This window comes from Halomonas sp. CnH100-B, assembly GCF_024124605.1.
In the GTDB taxonomy this organism is placed as follows: Bacteria; Pseudomonadota; Gammaproteobacteria; order Pseudomonadales; family Halomonadaceae; genus Vreelandella.
The window spans coordinates 156,425-176,023 of sequence record NZ_JAMXRX010000007.1; the positions used below are offsets into that span (position 1 = coordinate 156,425).

General features: G+C 56.5%; 32 protein-coding genes. All 32 read right to left on the reverse strand.

All coding sequences use genetic code 11. From position 1 onward, the window contains the following. Positions 1–7 precede the first annotated feature (7 nt). Complete coding sequence (locus tag NH398_RS15745; RefSeq protein WP_253019231.1) at positions 8–1,396, reverse strand: serine hydrolase; 1,389 nt, start codon at positions 1,394–1,396, stop codon at positions 8–10. Between the two features lie 187 nt (positions 1,397–1,583). Further along, positions 1,584–1,970, reverse strand: a complete 387-nt coding sequence (gene rplQ / locus NH398_RS15750) for a 50S ribosomal protein L17 (protein ID WP_044628819.1) — start codon at positions 1,968–1,970, stop codon at positions 1,584–1,586. A 39-nt stretch (positions 1,971–2,009) separates the two neighbouring features. Continuing rightward, a complete protein-coding gene (gene rpoA, locus NH398_RS15755) occupies positions 2,010–3,005 on the reverse strand; it encodes a DNA-directed RNA polymerase subunit alpha (RefSeq protein ID WP_016915790.1) in 996 nt (331 codons plus the stop codon). 125 nt (positions 3,006–3,130) lie between these two features. Beyond that, positions 3,131–3,751, reverse strand: a complete 621-nt coding sequence (gene rpsD, locus NH398_RS15760) for a 30S ribosomal protein S4 (RefSeq protein WP_058579838.1) — start codon at positions 3,749–3,751, stop codon at positions 3,131–3,133. Between the two features lie 12 nt (positions 3,752–3,763). Next, a complete protein-coding gene (rpsK, locus tag NH398_RS15765) occupies positions 3,764–4,150 on the reverse strand; it encodes a 30S ribosomal protein S11 (protein WP_009099028.1) in 387 nt (128 codons plus the stop codon). A gap of 39 nt (positions 4,151–4,189) precedes the next feature. After that, complete coding sequence (rpsM, locus tag NH398_RS15770) at positions 4,190–4,546, reverse strand: 30S ribosomal protein S13 (RefSeq protein WP_159340664.1); 357 nt, start codon at positions 4,544–4,546, stop codon at positions 4,190–4,192. A 121-nt stretch (positions 4,547–4,667) separates the two neighbouring features. Further along, entirely contained in the window at positions 4,668–4,781 is a 114-nt protein-coding gene (gene rpmJ / locus NH398_RS15775) for a 50S ribosomal protein L36 (RefSeq protein WP_009099023.1), read from the reverse strand. 28 nt (positions 4,782–4,809) lie between these two features. Beyond that, a complete protein-coding gene (secY, locus tag NH398_RS15780) occupies positions 4,810–6,141 on the reverse strand; it encodes a preprotein translocase subunit SecY (protein ID WP_159340663.1) in 1,332 nt (443 codons plus the stop codon). After that, positions 6,142–6,576, reverse strand: coding sequence for a 50S ribosomal protein L15 (rplO, locus tag NH398_RS15785; protein ID WP_089674586.1), 435 nt, complete (start codon positions 6,574–6,576; stop codon positions 6,142–6,144). A 3-nt stretch (positions 6,577–6,579) separates the two neighbouring features. Further along, positions 6,580–6,762, reverse strand: a complete 183-nt coding sequence (gene rpmD / locus NH398_RS15790) for a 50S ribosomal protein L30 (protein WP_009723888.1) — start codon at positions 6,760–6,762, stop codon at positions 6,580–6,582. Between the two features lie 6 nt (positions 6,763–6,768). After that, positions 6,769–7,269, reverse strand: a complete 501-nt coding sequence (gene rpsE / locus NH398_RS15795) for a 30S ribosomal protein S5 (protein WP_044628824.1) — start codon at positions 7,267–7,269, stop codon at positions 6,769–6,771. A gap of 11 nt (positions 7,270–7,280) precedes the next feature. Further along, positions 7,281–7,631 carry a 50S ribosomal protein L18 gene (gene rplR, locus NH398_RS15800; RefSeq protein WP_044628825.1) on the reverse strand — a complete coding sequence of 117 codons (351 nt, stop codon included), beginning with the start codon at positions 7,629–7,631 and terminating at the stop codon, positions 7,281–7,283. 9 nt (positions 7,632–7,640) lie between these two features. Beyond that, the gene (gene rplF, locus NH398_RS15805; protein WP_159340662.1) at positions 7,641–8,171 is read right to left on the reverse strand and encodes a 50S ribosomal protein L6; all 531 of its coding nucleotides are present in this window, start codon (positions 8,169–8,171) and stop codon (positions 7,641–7,643) included. A gap of 9 nt (positions 8,172–8,180) precedes the next feature. Continuing rightward, positions 8,181–8,573 carry a 30S ribosomal protein S8 gene (gene rpsH, locus NH398_RS15810; protein ID WP_009723892.1) on the reverse strand — a complete coding sequence of 131 codons (393 nt, stop codon included), beginning with the start codon at positions 8,571–8,573 and terminating at the stop codon, positions 8,181–8,183. Positions 8,574–8,605: 32 nt separating this feature from the next. Further along, the gene (gene rpsN / locus NH398_RS15815) at positions 8,606–8,911 is read right to left on the reverse strand and encodes a 30S ribosomal protein S14 (RefSeq protein WP_044628827.1); all 306 of its coding nucleotides are present in this window, start codon (positions 8,909–8,911) and stop codon (positions 8,606–8,608) included. A 10-nt stretch (positions 8,912–8,921) separates the two neighbouring features. Then, positions 8,922–9,461, reverse strand: a complete 540-nt coding sequence (gene rplE, locus NH398_RS15820; RefSeq protein ID WP_044628828.1) for a 50S ribosomal protein L5 — start codon at positions 9,459–9,461, stop codon at positions 8,922–8,924. Positions 9,462–9,479: 18 nt separating this feature from the next. After that, entirely contained in the window at positions 9,480–9,794 is a 315-nt protein-coding gene (rplX, locus tag NH398_RS15825) for a 50S ribosomal protein L24 (RefSeq protein ID WP_054640903.1), read from the reverse strand. Positions 9,795–9,808: 14 nt separating this feature from the next. Then, on the reverse strand, positions 9,809–10,180 hold the full coding sequence (rplN, locus tag NH398_RS15830; RefSeq protein WP_146803726.1) for a 50S ribosomal protein L14: 372 nt from the start codon (positions 10,178–10,180) through the stop codon (positions 9,809–9,811). 50 nt (positions 10,181–10,230) lie between these two features. Further along, on the reverse strand, positions 10,231–10,491 hold the full coding sequence (gene rpsQ, locus NH398_RS15835; protein WP_009723897.1) for a 30S ribosomal protein S17: 261 nt from the start codon (positions 10,489–10,491) through the stop codon (positions 10,231–10,233). Position 10,492: 1 nt separating this feature from the next. Beyond that, positions 10,493–10,684, reverse strand: coding sequence for a 50S ribosomal protein L29 (gene rpmC / locus NH398_RS15840; RefSeq protein ID WP_027337514.1), 192 nt, complete (start codon positions 10,682–10,684; stop codon positions 10,493–10,495). Next, a complete protein-coding gene (gene rplP / locus NH398_RS15845) occupies positions 10,684–11,097 on the reverse strand; it encodes a 50S ribosomal protein L16 (RefSeq protein ID WP_007112000.1) in 414 nt (137 codons plus the stop codon). Before rplP ends, rpmC begins: the two co-directional genes overlap by 1 nt. Before the next feature lie 15 nt (positions 11,098–11,112). After that, positions 11,113–11,817, reverse strand: coding sequence for a 30S ribosomal protein S3 (gene rpsC / locus NH398_RS15850; RefSeq protein WP_018917731.1), 705 nt, complete (start codon positions 11,815–11,817; stop codon positions 11,113–11,115). Positions 11,818–11,828: 11 nt separating this feature from the next. After that, entirely contained in the window at positions 11,829–12,161 is a 333-nt protein-coding gene (gene rplV, locus NH398_RS15855) for a 50S ribosomal protein L22 (RefSeq protein WP_253019232.1), read from the reverse strand. A gap of 18 nt (positions 12,162–12,179) precedes the next feature. After that, positions 12,180–12,455: a 30S ribosomal protein S19 gene (gene rpsS / locus NH398_RS15860; protein ID WP_009098993.1), complete on the reverse strand. Its 276-nt coding sequence runs from the start codon at positions 12,453–12,455 to the stop codon at positions 12,180–12,182. A 33-nt stretch (positions 12,456–12,488) separates the two neighbouring features. Then, a complete protein-coding gene (rplB, locus tag NH398_RS15865) occupies positions 12,489–13,319 on the reverse strand; it encodes a 50S ribosomal protein L2 (protein ID WP_044628832.1) in 831 nt (276 codons plus the stop codon). A gap of 17 nt (positions 13,320–13,336) precedes the next feature. Then, on the reverse strand, positions 13,337–13,633 hold the full coding sequence (gene rplW, locus NH398_RS15870; protein WP_009723902.1) for a 50S ribosomal protein L23: 297 nt from the start codon (positions 13,631–13,633) through the stop codon (positions 13,337–13,339). Beyond that, positions 13,630–14,235, reverse strand: coding sequence for a 50S ribosomal protein L4 (gene rplD / locus NH398_RS15875; RefSeq protein WP_139527871.1), 606 nt, complete (start codon positions 14,233–14,235; stop codon positions 13,630–13,632). Before rplD ends, rplW begins: the two co-directional genes overlap by 4 nt. 15 nt (positions 14,236–14,250) lie before the next feature. Continuing rightward, on the reverse strand, positions 14,251–14,889 hold the full coding sequence (gene rplC, locus NH398_RS15880) for a 50S ribosomal protein L3 (protein ID WP_044628835.1): 639 nt from the start codon (positions 14,887–14,889) through the stop codon (positions 14,251–14,253). A gap of 148 nt (positions 14,890–15,037) precedes the next feature. Next, a complete protein-coding gene (rpsJ, locus tag NH398_RS15885) occupies positions 15,038–15,349 on the reverse strand; it encodes a 30S ribosomal protein S10 (RefSeq protein ID WP_009098983.1) in 312 nt (103 codons plus the stop codon). A gap of 159 nt (positions 15,350–15,508) precedes the next feature. Continuing rightward, a complete protein-coding gene (gene tuf, locus NH398_RS15890; RefSeq protein ID WP_139527870.1) occupies positions 15,509–16,702 on the reverse strand; it encodes an elongation factor Tu in 1,194 nt (397 codons plus the stop codon). Positions 16,703–16,731: 29 nt separating this feature from the next. Next, complete coding sequence (gene fusA / locus NH398_RS15895; protein ID WP_159340660.1) at positions 16,732–18,855, reverse strand: elongation factor G; 2,124 nt, start codon at positions 18,853–18,855, stop codon at positions 16,732–16,734. Positions 18,856–19,022: 167 nt separating this feature from the next. Continuing rightward, positions 19,023–19,493, reverse strand: a complete 471-nt coding sequence (rpsG, locus tag NH398_RS15900; protein WP_016915771.1) for a 30S ribosomal protein S7 — start codon at positions 19,491–19,493, stop codon at positions 19,023–19,025. Between the last annotated feature and the right edge of the window lie 106 nt (positions 19,494–19,599).

Consider the following 19,599-nt stretch of genomic DNA (forward strand, 5'->3'; position numbering starts at 1 on the left):
CATGCTTTCAAAGACTCGCGTTGACCACCATGCAGTCCATCCCCTGCGCCTGGAGCGTTTGACACGCTTGTCGTGCCTGGGACTCGTTCAACGAAACGACACGTGCTCGAAATACCGTGGTTGCCCCCTGAAGCGGGTCAATGGCGACACGCCCCCCCACGCTGTTCGGCAGGCGCTGCACGGCCTGGCGGGCCAGCTGCTCTGCCTGCGCGGCTTGGCTGAACGCGCCCACCTGAATGCCCCATCCCGCCGAGGCTGCTTGCGCGCCCGGCGAGGCGTCAGCCAAGACCCGCTCTCGCTCGATGAATGCCTGTAGCGGATCTGGAGAGGCAGGAGCATCCCCACGGGCCGCCTCTGCTTCGACGAGCTGGGCCTCGACCGTTTGTGCAAGCGTGCTGCGCGCAGCGGGCGGCGTGGGGGATAGTGACGTCGCCGAGACGCTGGCCACCATCGGCTGCGTCATGGGACGCGTCGGCGCTGGCTGTCTCAACGGCTGAGCGGATCCGGTGAAACCCATGAATTCACTGGAAAAGCGAGTACTGGCCAACCACGTGCGCTGATCCCTGAGCGATGCCCGCATAAAGCTGCGATCCAACAGATCGGCCATGTGCGTATCGCGGGAGGAGGAGCTAAATCCCCCCATGACGACGGCGACCATGCGTCGACCGTCGTGCACGGCGGTCGTCGCCACGTTGAATCCCGAGGCTCGAATAAACCCGGTTTTCAACCCATCGGCACCGGGGTAGTCGCGCACGAGACGATTATGGCTGGTGTGCCGTGTGCCGCGATAGGTAAACTCCTGCAGTCCGAAATAGTGGTAGTACTGCGGAAAATCCTGCATCACCCGTACCGAAAGCGTCAGCATGTCGCGCGCGGTCGTCATCTGCTGGTCATCGGGCAAACCAGAAGCGTTTCGAAAGGTGGTGGCGTTCATGCCCAGCTCGCGAGCTTTCACGGTCATTAGATTGGCAAAGCGCTGCTCGCTCCCTCCCAAGGCTTCGGCGACGACGACGGCAACATCGTTGGCCGAGCGGACGGCCAGGGCGCGAATCGCCGTATCCACCGGAATAGAACTTCCTGCCGAGAGCCACAGCTTGGTCGCCGGCATGGCCGCTGCCTGCGCAGACACGGGCAGCGGCTGATCGAGGCTCAACGTGCCGTTTTCCAGCGCTTCGAATGTGAGATAGAGCGTCATCATCTTGGTCAGCGAGGCTGGATAGCGAGGTTCATCGGCATTCTCGGCATACAGTACTTCACCGTTTTCCAGGTCCACCACGATGCCTGCATAGCGAGGGTTCGCCTGGGCAGCGGCACTGCCGAGCAGCATCAAGAGCAGTGCCACCCACAGCCAATTCGCCACCCACACCGCAGAGCCCACTCCCCGAGTTGTTGCCATACCGACCTCTCGCTGATTGATCACGCTCGGTCGCTCTCACGACCGCTGCATTAGCCTAGCATGCCTTGTCGATAAATTGATCTTCCCTCGGTGTATTCATACGATAATCCAGCGCAGCACCATACGCGCATAAAAAAACCGACCCCTTGGGGTCGGTTTTCATTGTGCCTATCAGAAGGAGCAGCGCTTACTCAGCGACGGCTTCTTCTTCGGCAACCGGACGGTCTACGAGCTCAACGTATGCCATGGGCGCGTTGTCGCCTGTGCGGTAACCGCACTTGAGAATACGGATGTAACCACCCGGACGCTCTGCGTAACGCGGACCCAGCTCGTTGAACAGTTTGCCGACGGCTTCTTTGGAGCGCGTGCGGGCAAACGCCAAACGGCGGTTTGCAACGCTGTCCTGCTTGGCCAGGGTGATCAGCGGCTCGATGACGCGACGCAGTTCCTTGGCCTTAGGCAGGGTTGTCTTGATGACTTCATGTTCGACCAGCGAGACAGACATGTTCTTGAACATGGCCTGACGGTGCGAGCTGGTACGATTCAGATGACGACCACTCTTACGATGACGCATGGTTGTGATTCCTTACCAAACTGGGACTCGAGTCGACACTCACGCGGAGGCCTTGTCGTCCTTCAGGCTAGCGGGTGGCCAATTTTCCAACCGCATACCGAGAGACAAGCCACGCGCTGCCAATACGTCTTTGATTTCATTCAAAGACTTCTTACCGAGGTTCGGGGTCTTCAACAGCTCCACTTCTGTGCGCTGAATCAGATCACCGATGTAGTAAATATTCTCGGCTTTTAGGCAGTTCGCGCTGCGTACGGTCAACTCAAGATCGTCTACGGGGCGCAATAGGATCGGATCAACGTGATCCTCTTCCTCTTCGACTTCCTGCTCTTTGTCAGCTTCCAGGTCGACGAAGGCGGCCAGCTGCTCTTGCAGAATGGTCGCACTGCGACGGATAGCCTCTTCCGGATCCAGGGTACCGTCAGTTTCCAGATCGATAATCAGCTTATCGAGGTCGGTACGCTGCTCGACACGAGCGGCTTCGACCGAGTAGGAAACGCGGCGAACAGGGCTGAAGGTGGCATCCAGCTGCAGGCGGCCAATAGCACGGGTCTCTTCATCAGAGCCACGAGCGTCAGCCGGTTCGTAACCACGACCCAGCGCGACCTTAAGCTGAATTTTCAGCTCGGCACCTTCATTGACGTGTGCAATGACGTGGTCCGGGTTGACGATTTCGACGCTATGATCAAGCGCAATGTCGCCAGCGGTGACGACGGCTGGGCCCTGCTTGTTCAGCGAGAGCACCGCCTCATCGCGGCTGTGCATCTTGATCGCAACATCTTTCAAGTTCAGGAGGATTTCGATGACATCTTCCTGCACCCCTTCGAGCGCACTGTATTCGTGCTCTACACCGGCAATTTCAGCCTCTACCACGGCTGCGCCGGGCATGGATGAAAGCAGAATGCGACGAAGTGCATTCCCCAGGGTGTGACCAAAGCCGCGCTCGAACGGTTCGAGGACGATTTTGGCATGATGTGCGCTGATTTCTTCGACCTTGATGTCGCGAGGACGAAGAAACTCTGTCACTGAACGCTGCATATGAACACCTTTCAGGCTGCCAAACGGATACTGAGTACTCTAAAGCACAATACTCAAGAGCATCTGGGCGGTTAGCTTTGCTATCCCGCCCAGGCCTCAAGAAGCAGAAACGTAAATCAAACTGCTTACTTGGAGTACAGCTCGACGATCAGGTTTTCGTTGATGTCGGCAGTCAGGTCACCGCGTTCAGGCAGAGCCTTGAAAGTGCCTTCCATCTTCTTGGCGTCGATTTCGATCCAAGCGATGTCGCCACGGTTGGCCGCAATGGTCAACGCGTTTTGAATACGGGCTTGGTTCTTCGCCTTTTCACGGATAGCCACTACGTCACCGGGCTTCACTTGGTAGGAAGCAACGTTAACGGTACGGCCATTCACGGAAATCGCCTTGTGGCTGACCAGCTGACGCGCTTCAGAGCGAGTCGAACCGAAGCCCATGCGGTAGACGACGTTGTCCAGTCGGGATTCGAGCAGCTGCAACAACACTTCACCGGTCGCACCTTTCAGGCGAGCGGCTTCTTTGTAGTAGTTGCGGAACTGCTTTTCGAGTACGCCATACATACGGCGTACTTTCTGCTTCTCACGAAGCTGCAAGCCGTAGTCGGAAAGACGCTGACGACGCTGGCCGTGTACACCCGGGATTTGCTCGGATTTACACTTTTTCTCGAAGGGAGTCACGCCACTCTTCAGGAAGAGGTCGGTGCCTTCACGACGAGACAATTTGCACTTAGGTCCAATATAACGAGCCATGAATCTGTCTCCTTAAACGCGGCGTTTCTTAGGCGGACGGCAGCCATTATGGGGAATGGGCGTCGCGTCTACGATGCTTTGCACGCGGAAGCCGGCGGCATTCAGTGCGCGCACGGCGGATTCACGGCCGGGACCGGGGCCTTTGACCAGCACGTCTACGTTTTTCACACCATACTCGGCTGCAGCAGTCGCTGCACGTTCGCTTGCAACTTGCGCAGCGAACGGGGTGCTCTTACGAGAACCACGAAAACCCGAACCACCGGCAGTTGCCCAAGAGAGAGCATTGCCCTGGCGGTCTGTGATCGTCACGATCGTGTTGTTAAAAGAGGCGTGGATATGCGCAACGGCGTCCACTACCTGCTTTTTAACCTTTTTACGGTTACTACGCGGGTTAGCCATGTTGATGTCTATTCCTGTCTTTACGCCAGAACGTGCGTGTTATTTGCGGATCGGCTTACGCGGGCCCTTACGGGTACGCGCGTTAGTCTTGGTCCGCTGACCACGCAGCGGAAGACTACGACGATGACGCAGACCACGGTAGCAGCCTAAGTCCATGAGACGCTTGATGTTAAGCGTGACATCACGACGAAGGTCGCCTTCTACGGTGAACTTACCAACTTCAGAACGCAGGGTGTCCAGCTCGTCGCTAGACAGGTCCTGGATCTTGGCAGTCGGCGCGATACCGGCAGCAGCACAGATGTGCTGAGCGCGAGTACGGCCAATCCCGAAGATATAGGTCAGCGAGATCGCCGCATGCTTGTTGTCCGGGATATTGACGCCTGCAATACGGGCCATCAGCTTACTCCGAAATTTGAGCGGCTTGCTCGTTTATTCATCTACAAAAGGCGCAACAGCATACCCCTTTATAAGCCCTAAGGCAAGGGGTATGCCGGCACCCGCTTAATACAGCCCAGGTTTAGCCCTGGCGCTGTTTGTGCCGCGGTTCGATGCAAATGACGCGAACAGCGCCATTGCGACGAATGATCTTGCAGTTACGGCACATCTTCTTTACGGAAGCTCGAACTTTCATCGTTCTCTCCAATTCGCAACGGCGCGCCTCAGCGCGTGATGCCGCCGCTACCGTAGCCTTTCAGGTTGGACTTCTTCATCACTGAGTCATATTGATGCGACATGAGATGCGACTGCACCTGGGCCATGAAGTCCATGATGACCACCACCACGATCAGAAGCGACGTACCGCCAAAGAAGAACGGAACGTTCCACGCTACGATCAAGAACTGGGGCATCAGGGAAACCGCAGTGATATACAAGGCACCGAACAGAGTGAGACGAGTCATCACTTTGTCGATATAGCGAGCGGTCTGCTCGCCGGGGCGAATGCCCGGCAGGAAGGCGCCTGACTTTTTCAAATTGTCAGCCACATCCTTGGGGTTGAAGACCAGCGCTGTGTAAAAGAAGCAGAAGAATACCACTGCCGCCGCGAAAAGCAAGATGTAAAGCGGTTGGCCAGGGCCTAACGCTTGCGATGCACGCTGCAACCACTCCATTCCTTCGCCAGCTCCTACCCACTGACCGATCGAAGCCGGAAAGAGGAGGATGCTGGAAGCAAAGATGGCTGGAATAACACCGGCCATGTTCACCTTCAAAGGCAAGTAGCTGCTTTGGCCTGCATACATCTTATTGCCGACCTGGCGTCGCGGATAGTTCACTTTGAGGCGGCGTTGGCCGCGCTCGATGAACACCACGAACGCAACGGTGGCAATACCTAGCACTGACAGCGCTAACAGCGGAAGAACATTCCAGGCCCCTTCATTGCGAGCAAGCTCGAACGCTTGCCCCACGGCACTGGGCAGCCCAGCGACGATCCCCGCGAAGATCAGCAGCGAAATACCGTTGCCAATGCCCTTCTCGGTGATCTGCTCACCTAGCCACATCATAAACACCGCGCCCGACACAAACGTGATGATCGCAGTGAAATAGAAGCTGAAGTCAGCGCTGTAAGCGATGCCTTGGCTAGCCAGACCCACGGACATGCCGGTAGCCTGGACAAGTGCCAGTATCACCGTGCCGTAGCGGGTGTACTGGCTGATCTTGCGGCGGCCAGCCTCGCCCTCTTTCTTGAGCTGCTCAAGATGAGGGGAGACCGCAGTCATAAGCTGCATGATAATCGACGCCGAGATATAGGGCATAATACCCAGGGCGAGGACGCTCATGCGCTCCAGGGCGCCACCCGAGAACATGTTGAACATGCCTAGGATGGTGCCCTGTTGCTCCCTAAACAAGGCAGCAAGCTGGTCAGGATTGATACCGGGAACGGGAATGTGGGCACCGATACGGTACACCACGATGGCGAGGAGCACGAAGCGCAAACGCGCCCACAGTTCACTCAGACCGCTGCCCATCGCCGGCATATTTCCTGACTTGGCCATTTAGTCCTCTACCTTGCCGCCAGCGGCTTCGATCGCTTCACGGGCACCTTTGGTGACCTTGATACCACGAACGGTAACCGCCTTGTTCAGTTCGCCAGAAAGGATGATCTTCGCGTGTTGCGTTGCATCCTTCAGCACGTTGGCTTGCTTAAGGGTTTCCATGGTGACTTCGTCACCGGCTACCTTGGCAAGCTCGGCCAGACGGACTTCTTCAGATACCAGCGACTTGGCAGACGTGAAGCCGAACTTCGGCAGACGACGCTGCAGCGGCATCTGACCGCCTTCGAAACCAGGCTTGACGCTACCGCCACTGCGAGATTTCTGACCTTTGTGGCCACGGCCACCGGTCTTACCAAGACCGGAACCGATACCACGACCAACGCGCTTTTCAGCGTGTTTGGAGCCCGGTGCCGGGCTCAGGGTATTGAGTTTCATGGATTACTCTCCCTCAACGCGCACAAGGTAGTTAACCTTGTGGATCATGCCGCGTACGGCAGGGGTGTCTTCCAGCTCAACCGTATGACCGATGCGACGCAGGCCCAGGCCTTTCATAGTAGCCTTGTGCTTGGGCAAAACGCCGATGGTGCTGCGGATCTGGGTAACCTTGATCGTTGCTGCCATGGTGCCTTACCCCGTGATCGCTTCGACAGACAGACCGCGCTTGGCGGCCACGTCTTCCGGTGCTTGCATGGAGGAGAGACCTTTGACAGTCGCCCGTACCACGTTAACCGGGTTGGTGGAACCGTAGCACTTGGCCAGTACATCGTGGACACCGGCCAGCTCTAGTACAGAGCGCATGGCGCCACCGGCGATGATACCGGTACCTTCAGAGGCCGGCTGCATGTACACCTTGGAAGCACCGTGACGGGCTTTTACCGGGTACTGCAGCGTGTTGCCTGCAAGGTTGACCTTGACCATGTTGCGACGAGCTTGGTCCATCGCTTTCTGGATTGCGACCGGCACTTCACGCGCCTTGCCACGACCGAAACCGACACGACCTTTACCATCACCAACGACGGTCAGTGCGGTGAAGCCGAAAATACGACCACCTTTGACCACCTTGGCGACGCGGTTGACCTGCACTAACTTCTCTTGCAGATCGCCGCTTTGCTGTTCGTTCTTCGCCATCGTAAAACCCTTTAGAATTCCAGGCCGCCTTCACGAGCGGCGTCGGCCAGAGCCTTGACGCGACCGTGATACTTAAAGCCAGCACGGTCGAAGGCCACCTGGGTGATGCCTGCTTCTTTAGCGCGCTCGGCAATCAGAGCACCGACCTTAGAGGCCGCGTCTGTGTTGCCGGTCGCACCCTCGCGCAGTGCTTTGTCCAGCGTAGAAGCACTGGCTAGCACTTTGCCACCATCCGGCGAGATAATCTGCGCGTAGATGTGACGCGGGGTACGGTTGACGCACAGGCGATACACGCCCAGCTCGCGGATCTTGGCGCGAGCGCGGCGGGCACGACGGAGACGAGATTCTTTCTTCGCGTTCATAACCCTGCCTTACTTCTTCTTGGCTTCTTTGCGACGCACCTGCTCGTCGGCGTACCGAACACCTTTGCCTTTGTACGGCTCAGGCGGACGGAAGGCGCGGATTTCCGCGGCGCACTGACCGAGCATCTGCTTGTCCGCGCTTTTCAGCACGATCACGGTGTTTTTCGGCGTTTCCGCTGTAACACCCTTAGGCAGTTCGTAGTCGACCGGGTGCGAGAAGCCCAGTGAAAGATTGAGCGTCTGGCCCTTAGCTTGGGCACGATAACCGACGCCAACAATTTCGAGAGTTTTTGTGAAACCCTCAGATACGCCCGTTACCAGGTTCTGAACCAAGGCGCGGGTAGTACCGGCCATTGCCCAGCTCTTGGCAGACTCACTCGGGGCGAAGGTCAGCTGGCCATCTTCTTGACCGATCACCACGTCCTGGTGAATGGTCATAGACAGCGTGCCCTGGCCGCCTTTGGCGGTCAGCTGGCCAGCGTCGATTTTGATATCGACACCAGCAGGCACTTTAACCGGATATTTCGCTATGCGGGACATTCCAGCCTCCTAGAATACGGTGCAGATGACTTCGCCACCGACGCCTGCTTGGCGCGCGGCACGATCGGTCATGACACCATTAGAGGTGGTGACAATCGCGATACCCAGACCATCGGCGACCTTAGGCAGGTTGTCCTTGCCCTTGTACTGGCGCAGAGACGGCTTGGAAACCCGCTGAATGTGCTCAATAACCGGCTTACCCTCAAAGTACTTGAGAGTAACGGTCAGCTCGGGTTTAACGCCTTCAGCCACCGTAAAGTCGGTAATGTAGCCTTCTTCCTTTAGCACGCGGGCCACTTCGACTTTCAGCTTGGAGGACGGCATGGTAGCCGTCTCCTTGGTGGCCATCTGCGCATTGCGGATACGGGTGAACATATCCGCCAGAGTGTCTTGCATGCTCATTTAATGTGCGCTCCTGATGATTCTACGTGGCGTTACCAGCTGGACTTCTTCAGACCAGGGACGTCGCCACGCATGGCGGCTTCACGCAGCTTGTTACGGCCGAGACCGAACTTGTTGTAAAAACCGTGCGGACGGCCAGTCACGCGGCAGCGGTTACGCTGACGCACCGGGCTTGAGTCGCGCGGCAGTTGCTGCAGCTTCAGCGTCGCCTCGAAACGATCTTCTTCAGAAGCGTTCACGTCCGAGATGATTTTCTTGAGCTCTGCGCGCTTAGCCGCATACTTCTCGACTAGCTGAGTACGCTTGAGCTCACGCTCCACCATACTTTTCTTAGCCATGATCCAACCCTTATTTCTTGAACGGGAAGTTCAGTGCAGCTAGCAGCGCACGACCTTCCTCGTCGGTGTTGGCGGTAGTAGTGATAGTGACGTCCAGCCCCCGAACGCGATCGATTTTATCATACTCGATCTCCGGGAAGATGATCTGCTCACGCACACCCATAGAGTAATTGCCGCGACCGTCAAAAGACTTCGGGTTAAGACCACGGAAGTCACGCACGCGGGGAATCGCAATGTTTACCAGGCGGTCCAGGAAGTCCCACATACGCTCAGAGCGCAGTGTCACTTTGATACCGATCGGCCAACCTTCGCGCACCTTGAAGCCCGCGATGGACTTGCGTGCCTTGGTCACCAGCGGCTTTTGACCAGAGAGCTTCTCCAGGTCGCCGATGGCGTTGTCGATCAGCTTTTTATCGCTGACCGCTTCGCCGATACCCATGTTCAGAGTCACTTTCGTGATCCGGGGTACCTGCATTACGTTGGCGTAGCTGAACTGCTCTTTGAGTTGAGCCACCACCTCGTTTTGATAACGTTCTTTCAAGTTCGCCATTTTGCTACCCGACTCGCGTTAGGCGTCGATCTGCGTCTGCGTCGACTTGTAGATACGTACCTTGGTACCGTCTTCCTTAACTTGGAAGCCGACGCGATCCGCCTTACCGGTCTCCGAATTGAAGATGGCTACGTTGGACGCGTGAATCGGAGCCTCACGCTCGACGATACCGCCCTGATTTCCCGCCATGGGATTGGGCTTGGTGTGACGTTTAATCATGTTCACACCGGACACCACGAAGCGGTTGTCTAACACCCGCTTAACGGTGCCGCGCTTGCCCTTATCCTTCCCGGCGATGACGATGACTTCATCGTCACGTTTGATCTTTTGCATATCCGCCTCGCTCCTTACAGCACTTCAGGCGCTAGGGAAATGATCTTCATGAACTTCTCAGTACGAAGTTCACGAGTTACCGGCCCGAAGATACGCGTGCCGATCGGCTGTTCGTTGGTGTTGTTCAACAAAACTGCCGCATTTCCATCGAAACGGATCAGCGAACCGTCACTACGACGGACGCCACTACGGGTACGAACGACTACCGCTTTCAGCACTTGGCCTTTTTTGACCTTACCGCGCGGAATCGCTTCTTTCACCGTTACTTTAATGACGTCACCAACGCGGGCGTAACGACGGTGTGAACCGCCTAGCACCTTGATGCATTGCACCCGGCGCGCTCCGCTGTTGTCGGCGACATCCAGCATTGTCTGAGTCTGAATCATCGGTTTTCTCCAAACCTAATCTGACTGCACTGGTTGGACAGACGCAGGGGTTAACCTTTGGCCTGCTCGACCACCTCGACCAGCGTCCAGGCTTTCTTCTTGGAAAGCGGACGGCACTCCTGAATGGAAACCGTATCGCCTGCCTTTGCCTGGTTCGCCTCATCATGGGCGTGCAGCTTGGTGGAGCGCTTAACGTATTTTCCGTAGATCGGGTGACGCTCACGACGCTCGATCATAACGACGATGGACTTATCCATCTTGTCGCTGACCACCTTGCCGGTCAGCGTACGTGTTTTCTTCTCTTCGGCCATCTCAATCACCTGCCTTCTCGTTGAGCACAGTCTTAACGCGGGCGATATCCCGACGGACCTGCTTGAGCAGATGAGTCTGGCTCAGTTGGCCAGTGGCCTTCTGCATGCGCAGGTTAAACTGCTCGCGGAGGAGCTCGAGGAGCTGCTCTTTGAGCTCTCCTGCGGATTTTTCACGAATTTCCTGGGCTTTCATCACATCACCGTCCGTTTCGCAAAGGTGGTGGACAGGGGCATCTTCTGGGCAGCCAGTTCAAATGCTTCACGGGCCAGCTCTTCGGATACACCTTCAATTTCGTACAGGACCCGACCCGGCTGGATCTGGGCTACCCAGTACTCAACTGAACCTTTACCCTTACCCATACGAACTTCGAGCGGCTTCTTGGAGATCGGCTTGTCAGGGAATACGCGGATCCAAATCTTACCGCCACGTTTGACGTGACGTGTGATCGCACGACGGCCGGCTTCGATCTGACGCGCAGTGATGCGGCCACGACCGGTTGCTTTGAGACCGTACTCCCCGAAGCTGATCTTGCTTCCGCGATGCGCCAGGCCACGGTTGCGGCCTTTCATCATCTTGCGGAATTTCATACGCTTGGGCTGTAACATCGACTCGCTCTCCCCTTACCTGGAACCTTTCTTCTTGGGCGCGTTGCCGGCAGGCTGCTGTTGCTTAGCCTTGGCACGTACTTCCTCGATACCGCCGAGGATTTCGCCCTTGAAGATCCACACTTTGACGCCGATGACGCCGTAGGTGGTGTGAGCTTCGTAAGTGGCGTAGTCGATGTCCGCACGCAGAGTGTGCAGCGGAACGCGACCTTCGCGGTACCATTCGGTACGTGCGATTTCGGCACCACCCAGACGACCTGACAGCTGAATCTTGATGCCGCCAGCGCCAAGACGCATTGCGTTCTGTACCGCGCGCTTCATGGCACGACGGAACATCACGCGACGCTCAAGCTGACCGGCTACGTTAGCAGCGACCAGCTTGGCATCCAGCTCCGGCTTGCGAACTTCTTCGATGTTCACATGAACCGGTACACCCATCATCTCGGTCAGATCACGACGCAGACGGTCGACATCTTCACCTTTTTTACCAATCACGATACCCGGACGGGCAGTGTGGATGGTGATGCGGGCATTGTTCGCCGGACGCTCGATGTGGATGCGGCTTACGGAAGCGTTTTTAAGACGCTCTTCCAGGAAGCTGCGCACTTCGAGATCGTTGTTGAGCTTATCGGCATAGGCGCCGCGCTCGGCATACCAGACAGAAGCATGGTCTTTGACGATGCCCAGTCGAATGCCTGTTGGATTGACTTTCTGACCCATCTGGTCGACTCCTACTTCTCGGCTACCTTGACGGTGATGTGGCAGGTGCGCTTCAAGATACGATCCGCACGGCCTTTGGCGCGCGGCTTGATACGCTTGAGCGTCATGCCCTCATCGACGCAGATGGTCGAGACACGCAGCTCGTCGATGTCCATGCCGTTGTTTTCTTCCGCATTCGCGATGGCGGACTGAAGCACTTTCTTGACCAGTTTGGCAGCCTTCTTCGGGGAGAAGGTCAGCAGATCAAGCGCTTCGGCGACCGGTTTACCGCGCACCTGGTCAGCCACCAAACGGGCCTTCTGTGCGGATAAAGCAGCGCCACTCAGCTTAGCTGTGACTTTCATCTCTTAATCCTCTCTGGCTTACCGTTTGGCTTTCTTGTCCGCCGCATGCCCGCGATACGTGCGAGTGGCAGCGAATTCGCCCAGCTTGTGGCCAACCATTTCCTCGGAAACATGCACCGGGACGTGTTGGCGACCGTTATGGACAGCGATTGTGAGGCCTACCATGTTTGGCAGGATCATCGAACGACGCGACCAAGTCTTGATCGGTTTACGGTCGTTCTTCTCCACTGCAGCCTCTACCTTCTTCAAAAGATGAAGGTCAATGAAGGGACCTTTCTTTAGTGAACGTGGCACAGCCGTTACCTCTTAATGTCTTGGCAATTTAGATCAACGTGTCTTATTACGACGACGAACGATCAGCTTGTCGGTGCGCTTGTTCTTACGCGTCTTGTGACCCTTAGTCGGTACGCCCCACGGGGATACCGGGTGACGACCACCACTGGTGCGGCCTTCACCACCACCGTGCGGGTGATCCACCGGGTTCATCGCGACACCACGAACAGTCGGACGCACACCTCTCCAGCGCTTCGCACCGGCCTTGCCAAGTTGACGCAGGCTGTGCTCGGAGTTGCTCACTTCACCCAACGTTGCGCGGCACTCTGCCAACACTTTGCGCATTTCGCCAGAGCGAAGACGCAGCGTGGCGTAGTTACCTTCACGAGCAACCAGCTGAGCGCTAGTACCGGCACTGCGAGCAATCTGCGCGCCTTTACCCGGCTTCAGCTCGATACCGTGAACGGTAGAACCCAGCGGGATGTTGCGCAGCGGCAAGGCATTGCCTTTCTTGATGGGCGCGTTAACACCAGATTCCAGCACGTCACCCGCGCTGACACCTTTCGGTGCAATGATGTAACGACGCTCGCCATCGGCATACTTCAGCAGTGCAATGTGCGCACTGCGGTTCGGGTCGTGCTCCAGACGCTCAACGGTGGCCGGGATGCCATCTTTGGTGCGTTTGAAGTCGATCAACCGATAATGATGACGGTGACCACCGCCCACGTGGCGGGTGGTGATGCGACCGTAGTTGTTACGGCCACCGGACTTGGACTGTTTTTCCAAAAGCGGCGCATAAGCACGGCCTTTGTACAGTTCCTCACCAACGATCTTGACGACGTGGCGACGACCGGCGGATGTGGGTTTGGTCTTGACGATTGCCATTATCCGTACTCCTGCCCTTATTCGGCGCCAGAGAAGTCTTCGAGCGTTTCACCCGCAGCCAGGGTCACATACGCTTTGCGGTAACCCTTACGCAGGCCAACGCCGTGAGCAGTACGCTTAGTTTTACCCTTGACGTTCAGCACCTGAACGCTGCCGACCTTCTTGCCGAACAGTGCTTCAACGGCTTTCTTGATCTCGGGCTTGGTAGCATCGCTTGCCACCTTGAAAACGTACTGGTTGCGCTCGGCTGCCATCGCGGCCTTTTCGGTCACGTGCGGTCCAAGCAGAACCTTGAATACGCGTTCCTGGTTCATGCCAGCTTCTCCTCGAATTTACGCAGGGCGGAGACGGTGACCAGGACCTTATCAAAGGCAACCAGGCTCACCGGATCAGCTGCAGCGACATCCACCACGTCAACGTGGGGAAGGTTGCGTGCGGCCAGATAGAGCGTTTCGTCGACTTCTTCAGTGACGATCAACACTTTCTCAAGGTTGAGCTCTTTCAGCTTGGCAGCGACCTGCTTGGTCTTCGGCGCTTCTACGCTGAACTCTTCAACAGCGACCAAGCGCTCTTGACGTACCAGCTCAGACAGGATGGAACGCATCGCCGCGCGGTACATTTTGCGGTTAACTTTCTGGGTGTAGTCCTGAGGACGCGCCGCGAAAGTCACACCGCCGCTGCGCCACAGCGGAGAGCGGATAGTACCGGCACGTGCACGGCCGGTACCCTTCTGACGCCACGGCTTTTTACCACCACCACGTACGTCGGAACGGTTCTTTTGAGCGCGCGTACCCTGACGGCCACCAGCCAAGTAGGCAGTAACGACCTGGTGCACCAGCGCTTCGTTGAATTCTTTGCCAAAAGTGGCGTCGGCTACTTCAACGGTACCCGTGCCTGCAGCAAGATTCAGATTCATTGGTAATTATCCCCTTCAGCCAGCTTTCACGGCGCTGCGAACGATAACGTCGCTACCGGTAGCACCCGGTACTGCGCCCTTGATCAGCAGCAGGTTACGCTCGGCGTCGACACGGACGATCTCAAGGCTCTGTACGGTGCAACGGGTGTTACCCATTTGACCGGCCATTTTCTTGCCTTTAAATACGCGACCCGGTGTCTGACACATGCCGATAGAACCCGGCGCACGGTGCGACAGGGAGTTACCATGGCTGTTGTCTTGGGTACGGAAGTTCCAGCGCTTAACAGCACCCTGGAAGCCTTTACCCTTAGAGGTGCCGGTCACGTCAATCATTTGACCAGCTTCGAAGAGGGATACGGTGAGTTCGCCACCCACTTCAGGAGCTTCTTCGCCTTCTGCAAGACGGAATTCCATCAGTGAACGACCAGCCTCAACACCCGCCTTGGCAAACTGTCCAGCTTGCGCTTTGGTGAGGTGCTTGGCTTTACGAGAACCTGTAGTCACCTGAACCGCTGCGTAACCGTCAGACTCGATGGTCTTGACGCGTGTTACACGGTTAGGATCAACTTCAATAACGGTCACGGGCACGGATGCGCCATCTTCGGTAAAGACACGGGTCATCCCGGCCTTTTTACCGACTAAACCGATAGTCATACTCAGTCTCCTATAGTGTACGGGGCTATCACCCGCTATGGCTGCCCTTTCCAGAGCATTCCACTAGCACATTGTGTGGCGCCTCACGGCGCGGCGGCTGCTGCTCAAACATGTTCAATGAGCGCTGGGCCGCAAAGTGTCTAGTGTATTAGTCGAGCTTGATTTGCACGTCTACGCCAGCGGCGAGGTCGAGCTTCATCAGCGCATCAACGGTTTTCTCGGTCGGCTCAACGATGTCGAGCACACGCTTGTGAGTACGAATCTCATACTGATCACGCGCATCTTTGTTGACGTGCGGTGAAATCAGGATGGTATAGCGCTCGCGGTTGGTCGGCAGCGGAATCGGACCACGGACCTGAGCACCAGTACGCTTAGCGGTTTCAACGATCTCCGCTGTGGACTGATCGATCAGGCGATGGTCGAACGCTTTCAACCGAATGCGAATCTTTTGGTTCTGCATTTGCCCTAAACTCCAATGGATGTCGACGGCGCGAGCCGTCTACCCACGCATTCAAAGGATGCGCATTATAGGCACGCCAACAGCACATGTCAAACATTTGCGATTGGTGCGCAGAAAAGGGGGCTCACAAGAGCCCCCTCTTATCATCAAGTAATCAGATTACTTGACGATTTTGGCCACAACGCCAGCACCAACGGTACGACCACCTTCGCGGATCGCGAAGCGCAGACCGTCGTCCATAGCGATCGGAGCGATCAGGGTAACAACCATTTTCACGTTGTCGCCCGGCATGACCATTTCAACGCCTTCCGGCAGTTCACAAGTACCGGTAACGTCAGTGGTACGGAAGTAGAACTGCGGACGGTAGCCTTTGAAGAACGGGGTGTGACGACCACCTTCTTCTTTGGACAGCACGTATACTTCGGCTTCGAAGACAGTGTGCGGGTTGATGGTGCCCGGCTTCGCCAGTACCTGACCACGCTCAACGTCATCACGCTTAGTACCACGCAGCAGCGCACCAACGTTCTCACCTGCACGACCTTCGTCGAGCAGCTTACGGAACATTTCTACGCCAGTAACGGTGGTTTTGGTGGTGTCGCGGATACCCACGATTTCCACTTCTTCACCGGCTTTAACGATACCGCGCTCTACGCGACCGGTAACAACGGTACCACGGCCAGAGATAGAGAATACGTCTTCGATCGGCATCAGGAACGGCTGGTCGATAGCACGCTCCGGCTCAGGGATGTAGTCATCCAGAGCTTTGATCAGGTTAGCTACCGCAGTAGTACCCATGCCGTTCTCGTCTTCACCGTTCAGTGCCATCAGGGCAGAACCAGTGATGATCGGCGTGTCGTCACCCGGGAAGTCGTACTCGGACAGAAGTTCACGAACTTCCATCTCGACCAGCTCGAGCAGCTCTTCGTCATCGACCATGTCCGCTTTGTTCAGGAACACAACGATGAACGGAACGCCAACCTGACGAGACAGCAGGATGTGCTCACGAGTCTGCGGCATGGGGCCGTCAGCGGCAGAACATACCAGGATCGCGCCGTCCATCTGGGCAGCACCGGTGATCATGTTCTTGACGTAGTCAGCGTGTCCCGGGCAGTCAACGTGCGCGTAGTGACGCACTTCAGACTGGTATTCAACGTGAGATGTCGCGATGGTGATACCACGCTCACGCTCTTCCGGAGCGTTATCGATGGTATCGAATTCACGCCAGTCGCCGCCGAAAACCTCAGCAGACACGCGGGTCAGGGCCGCTGTCAGAGTCGTTTTACCGTGGTCGACGTGACCGATGGTGCCGACGTTGACGTGCGGTTTGGAACGTTCAAATTTTTCCTTAGCCACTGCTATAACCTCTTTACGTTAGCTAACGGTTAACCGTTTTGGTTGATGACGGCTTCAACGACGCTGGAGGGCGCCTCCTCGTACTTCGCGAACTCCATAGAGTAGCTCGCACGGCCCTGGGTTTGTGAGCGCAGATCGGTTGCATAACCGAACATCTCACCCAGTGGCACCGTTGCACGAATGACTTTACCAGAAGAGGAGTCATCCATGCCCTGCACCAGGCCGCGACGACGGTTCAGGTCGCCCATGACGTCACCCATAAACTCTTCGGGGGTCACGACTTCGACCTTCATCACCGGCTCCAGCAGCACGGCCTTGGCCTTCCTGGCACCTTCTTTCACTGCCATAGAAGAAGCAATCTTGAACGCAGTCTCGTTGGAGTCCACGTCATGGTAGGAACCATCGAACAGCGATACTTTGACGTCGATCATCGGGTAGCCCGCGATGACACCGTTTTGCAACTGCTCGAAAGCACCTTTCTCAACCGCAGGTACGTATTCCTTCGGAACCACACCACCTACGATCTCAGAGTTGAACTTGAAGAAGATCTCTTCTTCGCCTTCACCCTTCTCTTCTGCAGTCAGCGGCTCGATACGTAGCCACACGTGACCGTACTGACCACGACCACCGGACTGACGTACGAACTTACCTTCCTGCTCGACGCTGCCACGAATCGTTTCACGGTAGGCAACCTGCGGCTTACCGATGTTCGCTTCTACCTTGAACTCGCGACGCATACGGTCAACGATGATGTCCAGGTGCAGCTCGCCCATACCAGAAATGATGGTCTGGCCGGTCTCTTCGTCGGTCTTGACCTGGAAAGAGGGGTCTTCCTGGGCCAGTTTACCCAGTGCAACGCCCATCTTCTCTTGGTCGGCCTTGGACTTCGGCTCAACGGCAACCGAGATTACCGGATCCGGGAACTCCATGCGCTCGAGAACGATTTTGTTATCGATGTCGCACAGGGTGTCACCTGTCGTGACGTCCTTCAGACCGATACAAGCAGCGATGTCGCCTGCGAGTACTTCTTTGATCTCTTCGCGAGAGTTGGCGTGCATCTGAACGATACGACCAACACGCTCTTTCTTCTGTTTGACGGAGTTGTAGACACCATCACCAGATTTCAGAACACCCGAGTAGACGCGGATGAAGGTCAGCGTACCAACGAAGGGGTCGGTGGCAATTTTGAACGCCAGAGCGGCGAACGGAGCGCTATCGTCTGCTTCACGCGTCGCGACGGTGCCGTCTTTGTCGTCCAGCTCACCCTCGATGGCCTTAACTTCTGTCGGCGAAGGCATGTACTCGATAACGCCGTCCAGTACCGCCTGAACACCTTTGTTCTTGAAGGCAGAACCACAGGTAACCAGGACGATTTCGTTAGCCAGCGTACGAGCACGCAGACCCGCCTTGATTTCAGCGACGGTCAGCTCGCCTTCTTCAAGGTACTTGTCCATCAGCTCTTCGGAAGCTTCGGCAGCGGCTTCGACCATCTGCTCACGGTACTCTTCAGCGGTCTCTTGCAGCTCCGCCGGAATGTCCACGAGCTCGAAGTTCATGCCCAGGCTCTCTTCGTCCCACAAGATGGCTTTCATCTCGATCAGGTCGATAACGCCTTTGAAGTCTTCTTCCGTGCCCCAGTTGATCTGGATCGGCACGGCGTTAGCACCCAGACGCTCTTTGAGCTGGTTGACCACCATGAAGAAATCAGCGCCGGTACGGTCCATCTTGTTGACGAAAACCATACGCGGAACTTCGTATTTGTTGGCCTGACGCCATACGGTCTCGGTCTGCGGCTGAACGCCGGAGGAACCGCACAGTACGACGACCGCGCCATCGAGAACACGCAGAGAACGCTCAACTTCGATGGTGAAGTCAACGTGCCCGGGGGTATCGATGATGTTGATGCGGTGCTCGTCGAACTGCTTACTCATGCCCTGCCAGAAACAGGTCGTCGCAGCTGAGGTGATAGTGATACCACGCTCCTGCTCCTGCTCCATCCAGTCCATGGTCGCCGCACCATCGTGCACTTCACCCACTTTGTGGGAAAGGCCGGTGTAAAACAGTACGCGCTCGGTTGTTGTGGTTTTACCCGCATCAACGTGTGCCACGATACCGATATTGCGATAACGCTTAAGTGGAGTCTTGCGTGCCACGGTGAAACTCCCGTTAGTTGGCGATGCTCGTTAATCCAGCGGTGTACTTTTTGCTTATGCCACCGCCGCCATCGACAACGATAGCGGCGGCGTGTTGCAACATGACGAAAATCTTTCCCACCACACCGCAACTGGCAAAAAGCGACACAAACTTAGAAGCGCCGAGCTTAGAAACGATAGTGAGAGAAGGCCTTGTTGGCTTCTGCCATGCGGTGAACGTCTTCACGTTTCTTAACGGCAGAACCTTTACCTTCAGCGGCATCCAGCATTTCACCTGCCAGACGCTGAACCATCGTTTTTTCACCGCGACGACGCGCAGCGTCTACCAGCCAGCGCATGGCTAGCGCTTGACGGCGTGACGGACGAACTTCAACCGGCACCTGATAGGTCGCACCACCTACGCGGCGAGACTTCACCTCGACCATCGGCTGGATGGTTTCCAGCGCCTTGTCGAAGATTTCCAGCGGCTCTTCTTTACTACGCTCGGCAACCTTGTCCAACGCACCGTATACGATGCGCTCAGCTACGGACTTCTTGCCGCTGACCATCAGGTGGTTCATGAACTTCGCCAGACGCTCACTTCCGAACTTAGGATCCGGCAGGATTTCGCGTTTAGCTACAACTCTTCTTCTAGGCATGATAAGCCCTCAATTAAGGATCCTTCAGGTAAACCCGGGACTCACGTCGCTTTTGCGCCGCCCGACCTTACTCTTATCAGACCGTCATATTCGTGTGAAAGGTAAC

Bases quoted from the DNA above. Each gene is read 5' to 3' on its own strand.
- rpsM (WP_159340664.1), bottom strand. From the start codon at position 4,546: ATGGCCCGTATTGCAGGCGTCAATATCCCGGACAACAAGCATGCGGCG.
- rpmJ (WP_009099023.1), bottom strand. From the start codon at position 4,781: ATGAAAGTTCGAGCTTCCGTAAAGAAGATGTGCCGTAACTGCAAGATC.
- rplQ (WP_044628819.1), bottom strand. From the start codon at position 1,970: ATGCGTCATCGTAAGAGTGGTCGTCATCTGAATCGTACCAGCTCGCAC.
- rplX (WP_054640903.1), bottom strand. From the start codon at position 9,794: ATGCAAAAGATCAAACGTGACGATGAAGTCATCGTCATCGCCGGGAAG.
- rplD (WP_139527871.1), bottom strand. From the start codon at position 14,235: ATGAATCTGAATCTTGCTGCAGGCACGGGTACCGTTGAAGTAGCCGAC.
- rpsK (WP_009099028.1), bottom strand. From the start codon at position 4,150: ATGGCTAACCCGCGTAGTAACCGTAAAAAGGTTAAAAAGCAGGTAGTG.
- rplW (WP_009723902.1), bottom strand. From the start codon at position 13,633: ATGAACCAGGAACGCGTATTCAAGGTTCTGCTTGGACCGCACGTGACC.
- rplB (WP_044628832.1), bottom strand. From the start codon at position 13,319: ATGGCAATCGTCAAGACCAAACCCACATCCGCCGGTCGTCGCCACGTC.
- rpsQ (WP_009723897.1), bottom strand. From the start codon at position 10,491: ATGGCCGAAGAGAAGAAAACACGTACGCTGACCGGCAAGGTGGTCAGC.
- rplN (WP_146803726.1), bottom strand. From the start codon at position 10,180: ATGATTCAGACTCAGACAATGCTGGATGTCGCCGACAACAGCGGAGCG.
- rpoA (WP_016915790.1), bottom strand. From the start codon at position 3,005: ATGCAGCGTTCAGTGACAGAGTTTCTTCGTCCTCGCGACATCAAGGTC.
- rpsJ (WP_009098983.1), bottom strand. From the start codon at position 15,349: ATGCAGAACCAAAAGATTCGCATTCGGTTGAAAGCGTTCGACCATCGC.
- rpsN (WP_044628827.1), bottom strand. From the start codon at position 8,911: ATGGCTAAGAAAAGTATGGTGGAGCGTGAGCTCAAGCGTACTCAGCTA.
- rpsG (WP_016915771.1), bottom strand. From the start codon at position 19,493: ATGCCTAGAAGAAGAGTTGTAGCTAAACGCGAAATCCTGCCGGATCCT.
- rpsE (WP_044628824.1), bottom strand. From the start codon at position 7,269: ATGGCGAAGAACGAACAGCAAAGCGGCGATCTGCAAGAGAAGTTAGTG.
- rplO (WP_089674586.1), bottom strand. From the start codon at position 6,576: ATGAAACTCAATACCCTGAGCCCGGCACCGGGCTCCAAACACGCTGAA.
- NH398_RS15745 (WP_253019231.1), bottom strand. From the start codon at position 1,396: ATGGCAACAACTCGGGGAGTGGGCTCTGCGGTGTGGGTGGCGAATTGG.
- rplV (WP_253019232.1), bottom strand. From the start codon at position 12,161: ATGAAAGTCACAGCTAAGCTGAGTGGCGCTGCTTTATCCGCACAGAAG.
- secY (WP_159340663.1), bottom strand. From the start codon at position 6,141: ATGGCCAAGTCAGGAAATATGCCGGCGATGGGCAGCGGTCTGAGTGAA.
- rplR (WP_044628825.1), bottom strand. From the start codon at position 7,631: ATGAACGCGAAGAAAGAATCTCGTCTCCGTCGTGCCCGCCGCGCTCGC.
- rpsD (WP_058579838.1), bottom strand. From the start codon at position 3,751: ATGGCTCGTTATATTGGACCTAAGTGCAAATTGTCTCGTCGTGAAGGC.
- rplP (WP_007112000.1), bottom strand. From the start codon at position 11,097: ATGTTACAGCCCAAGCGTATGAAATTCCGCAAGATGATGAAAGGCCGC.
- rplF (WP_159340662.1), bottom strand. From the start codon at position 8,171: ATGTCCCGCATAGCGAAATATCCGGTTAAAGTGCCTGCTGGTGTCGAT.
- rpsH (WP_009723892.1), bottom strand. From the start codon at position 8,573: ATGAGCATGCAAGACACTCTGGCGGATATGTTCACCCGTATCCGCAAT.
- rplE (WP_044628828.1), bottom strand. From the start codon at position 9,461: ATGGCGAACTTGAAAGAACGTTATCAAAACGAGGTGGTGGCTCAACTC.
- rpmD (WP_009723888.1), bottom strand. From the start codon at position 6,762: ATGGCAGCAACGATCAAGGTTACCCAGATCCGCAGCACCATCGGCGTT.
- rpmC (WP_027337514.1), bottom strand. From the start codon at position 10,684: ATGAAAGCCCAGGAAATTCGTGAAAAATCCGCAGGAGAGCTCAAAGAG.
- rpsC (WP_018917731.1), bottom strand. From the start codon at position 11,817: ATGGGTCAGAAAGTCAATCCAACAGGCATTCGACTGGGCATCGTCAAA.
- rplC (WP_044628835.1), bottom strand. From the start codon at position 14,889: ATGACTATCGGTTTAGTCGGTAAAAAGGCCGGGATGACCCGTGTCTTT.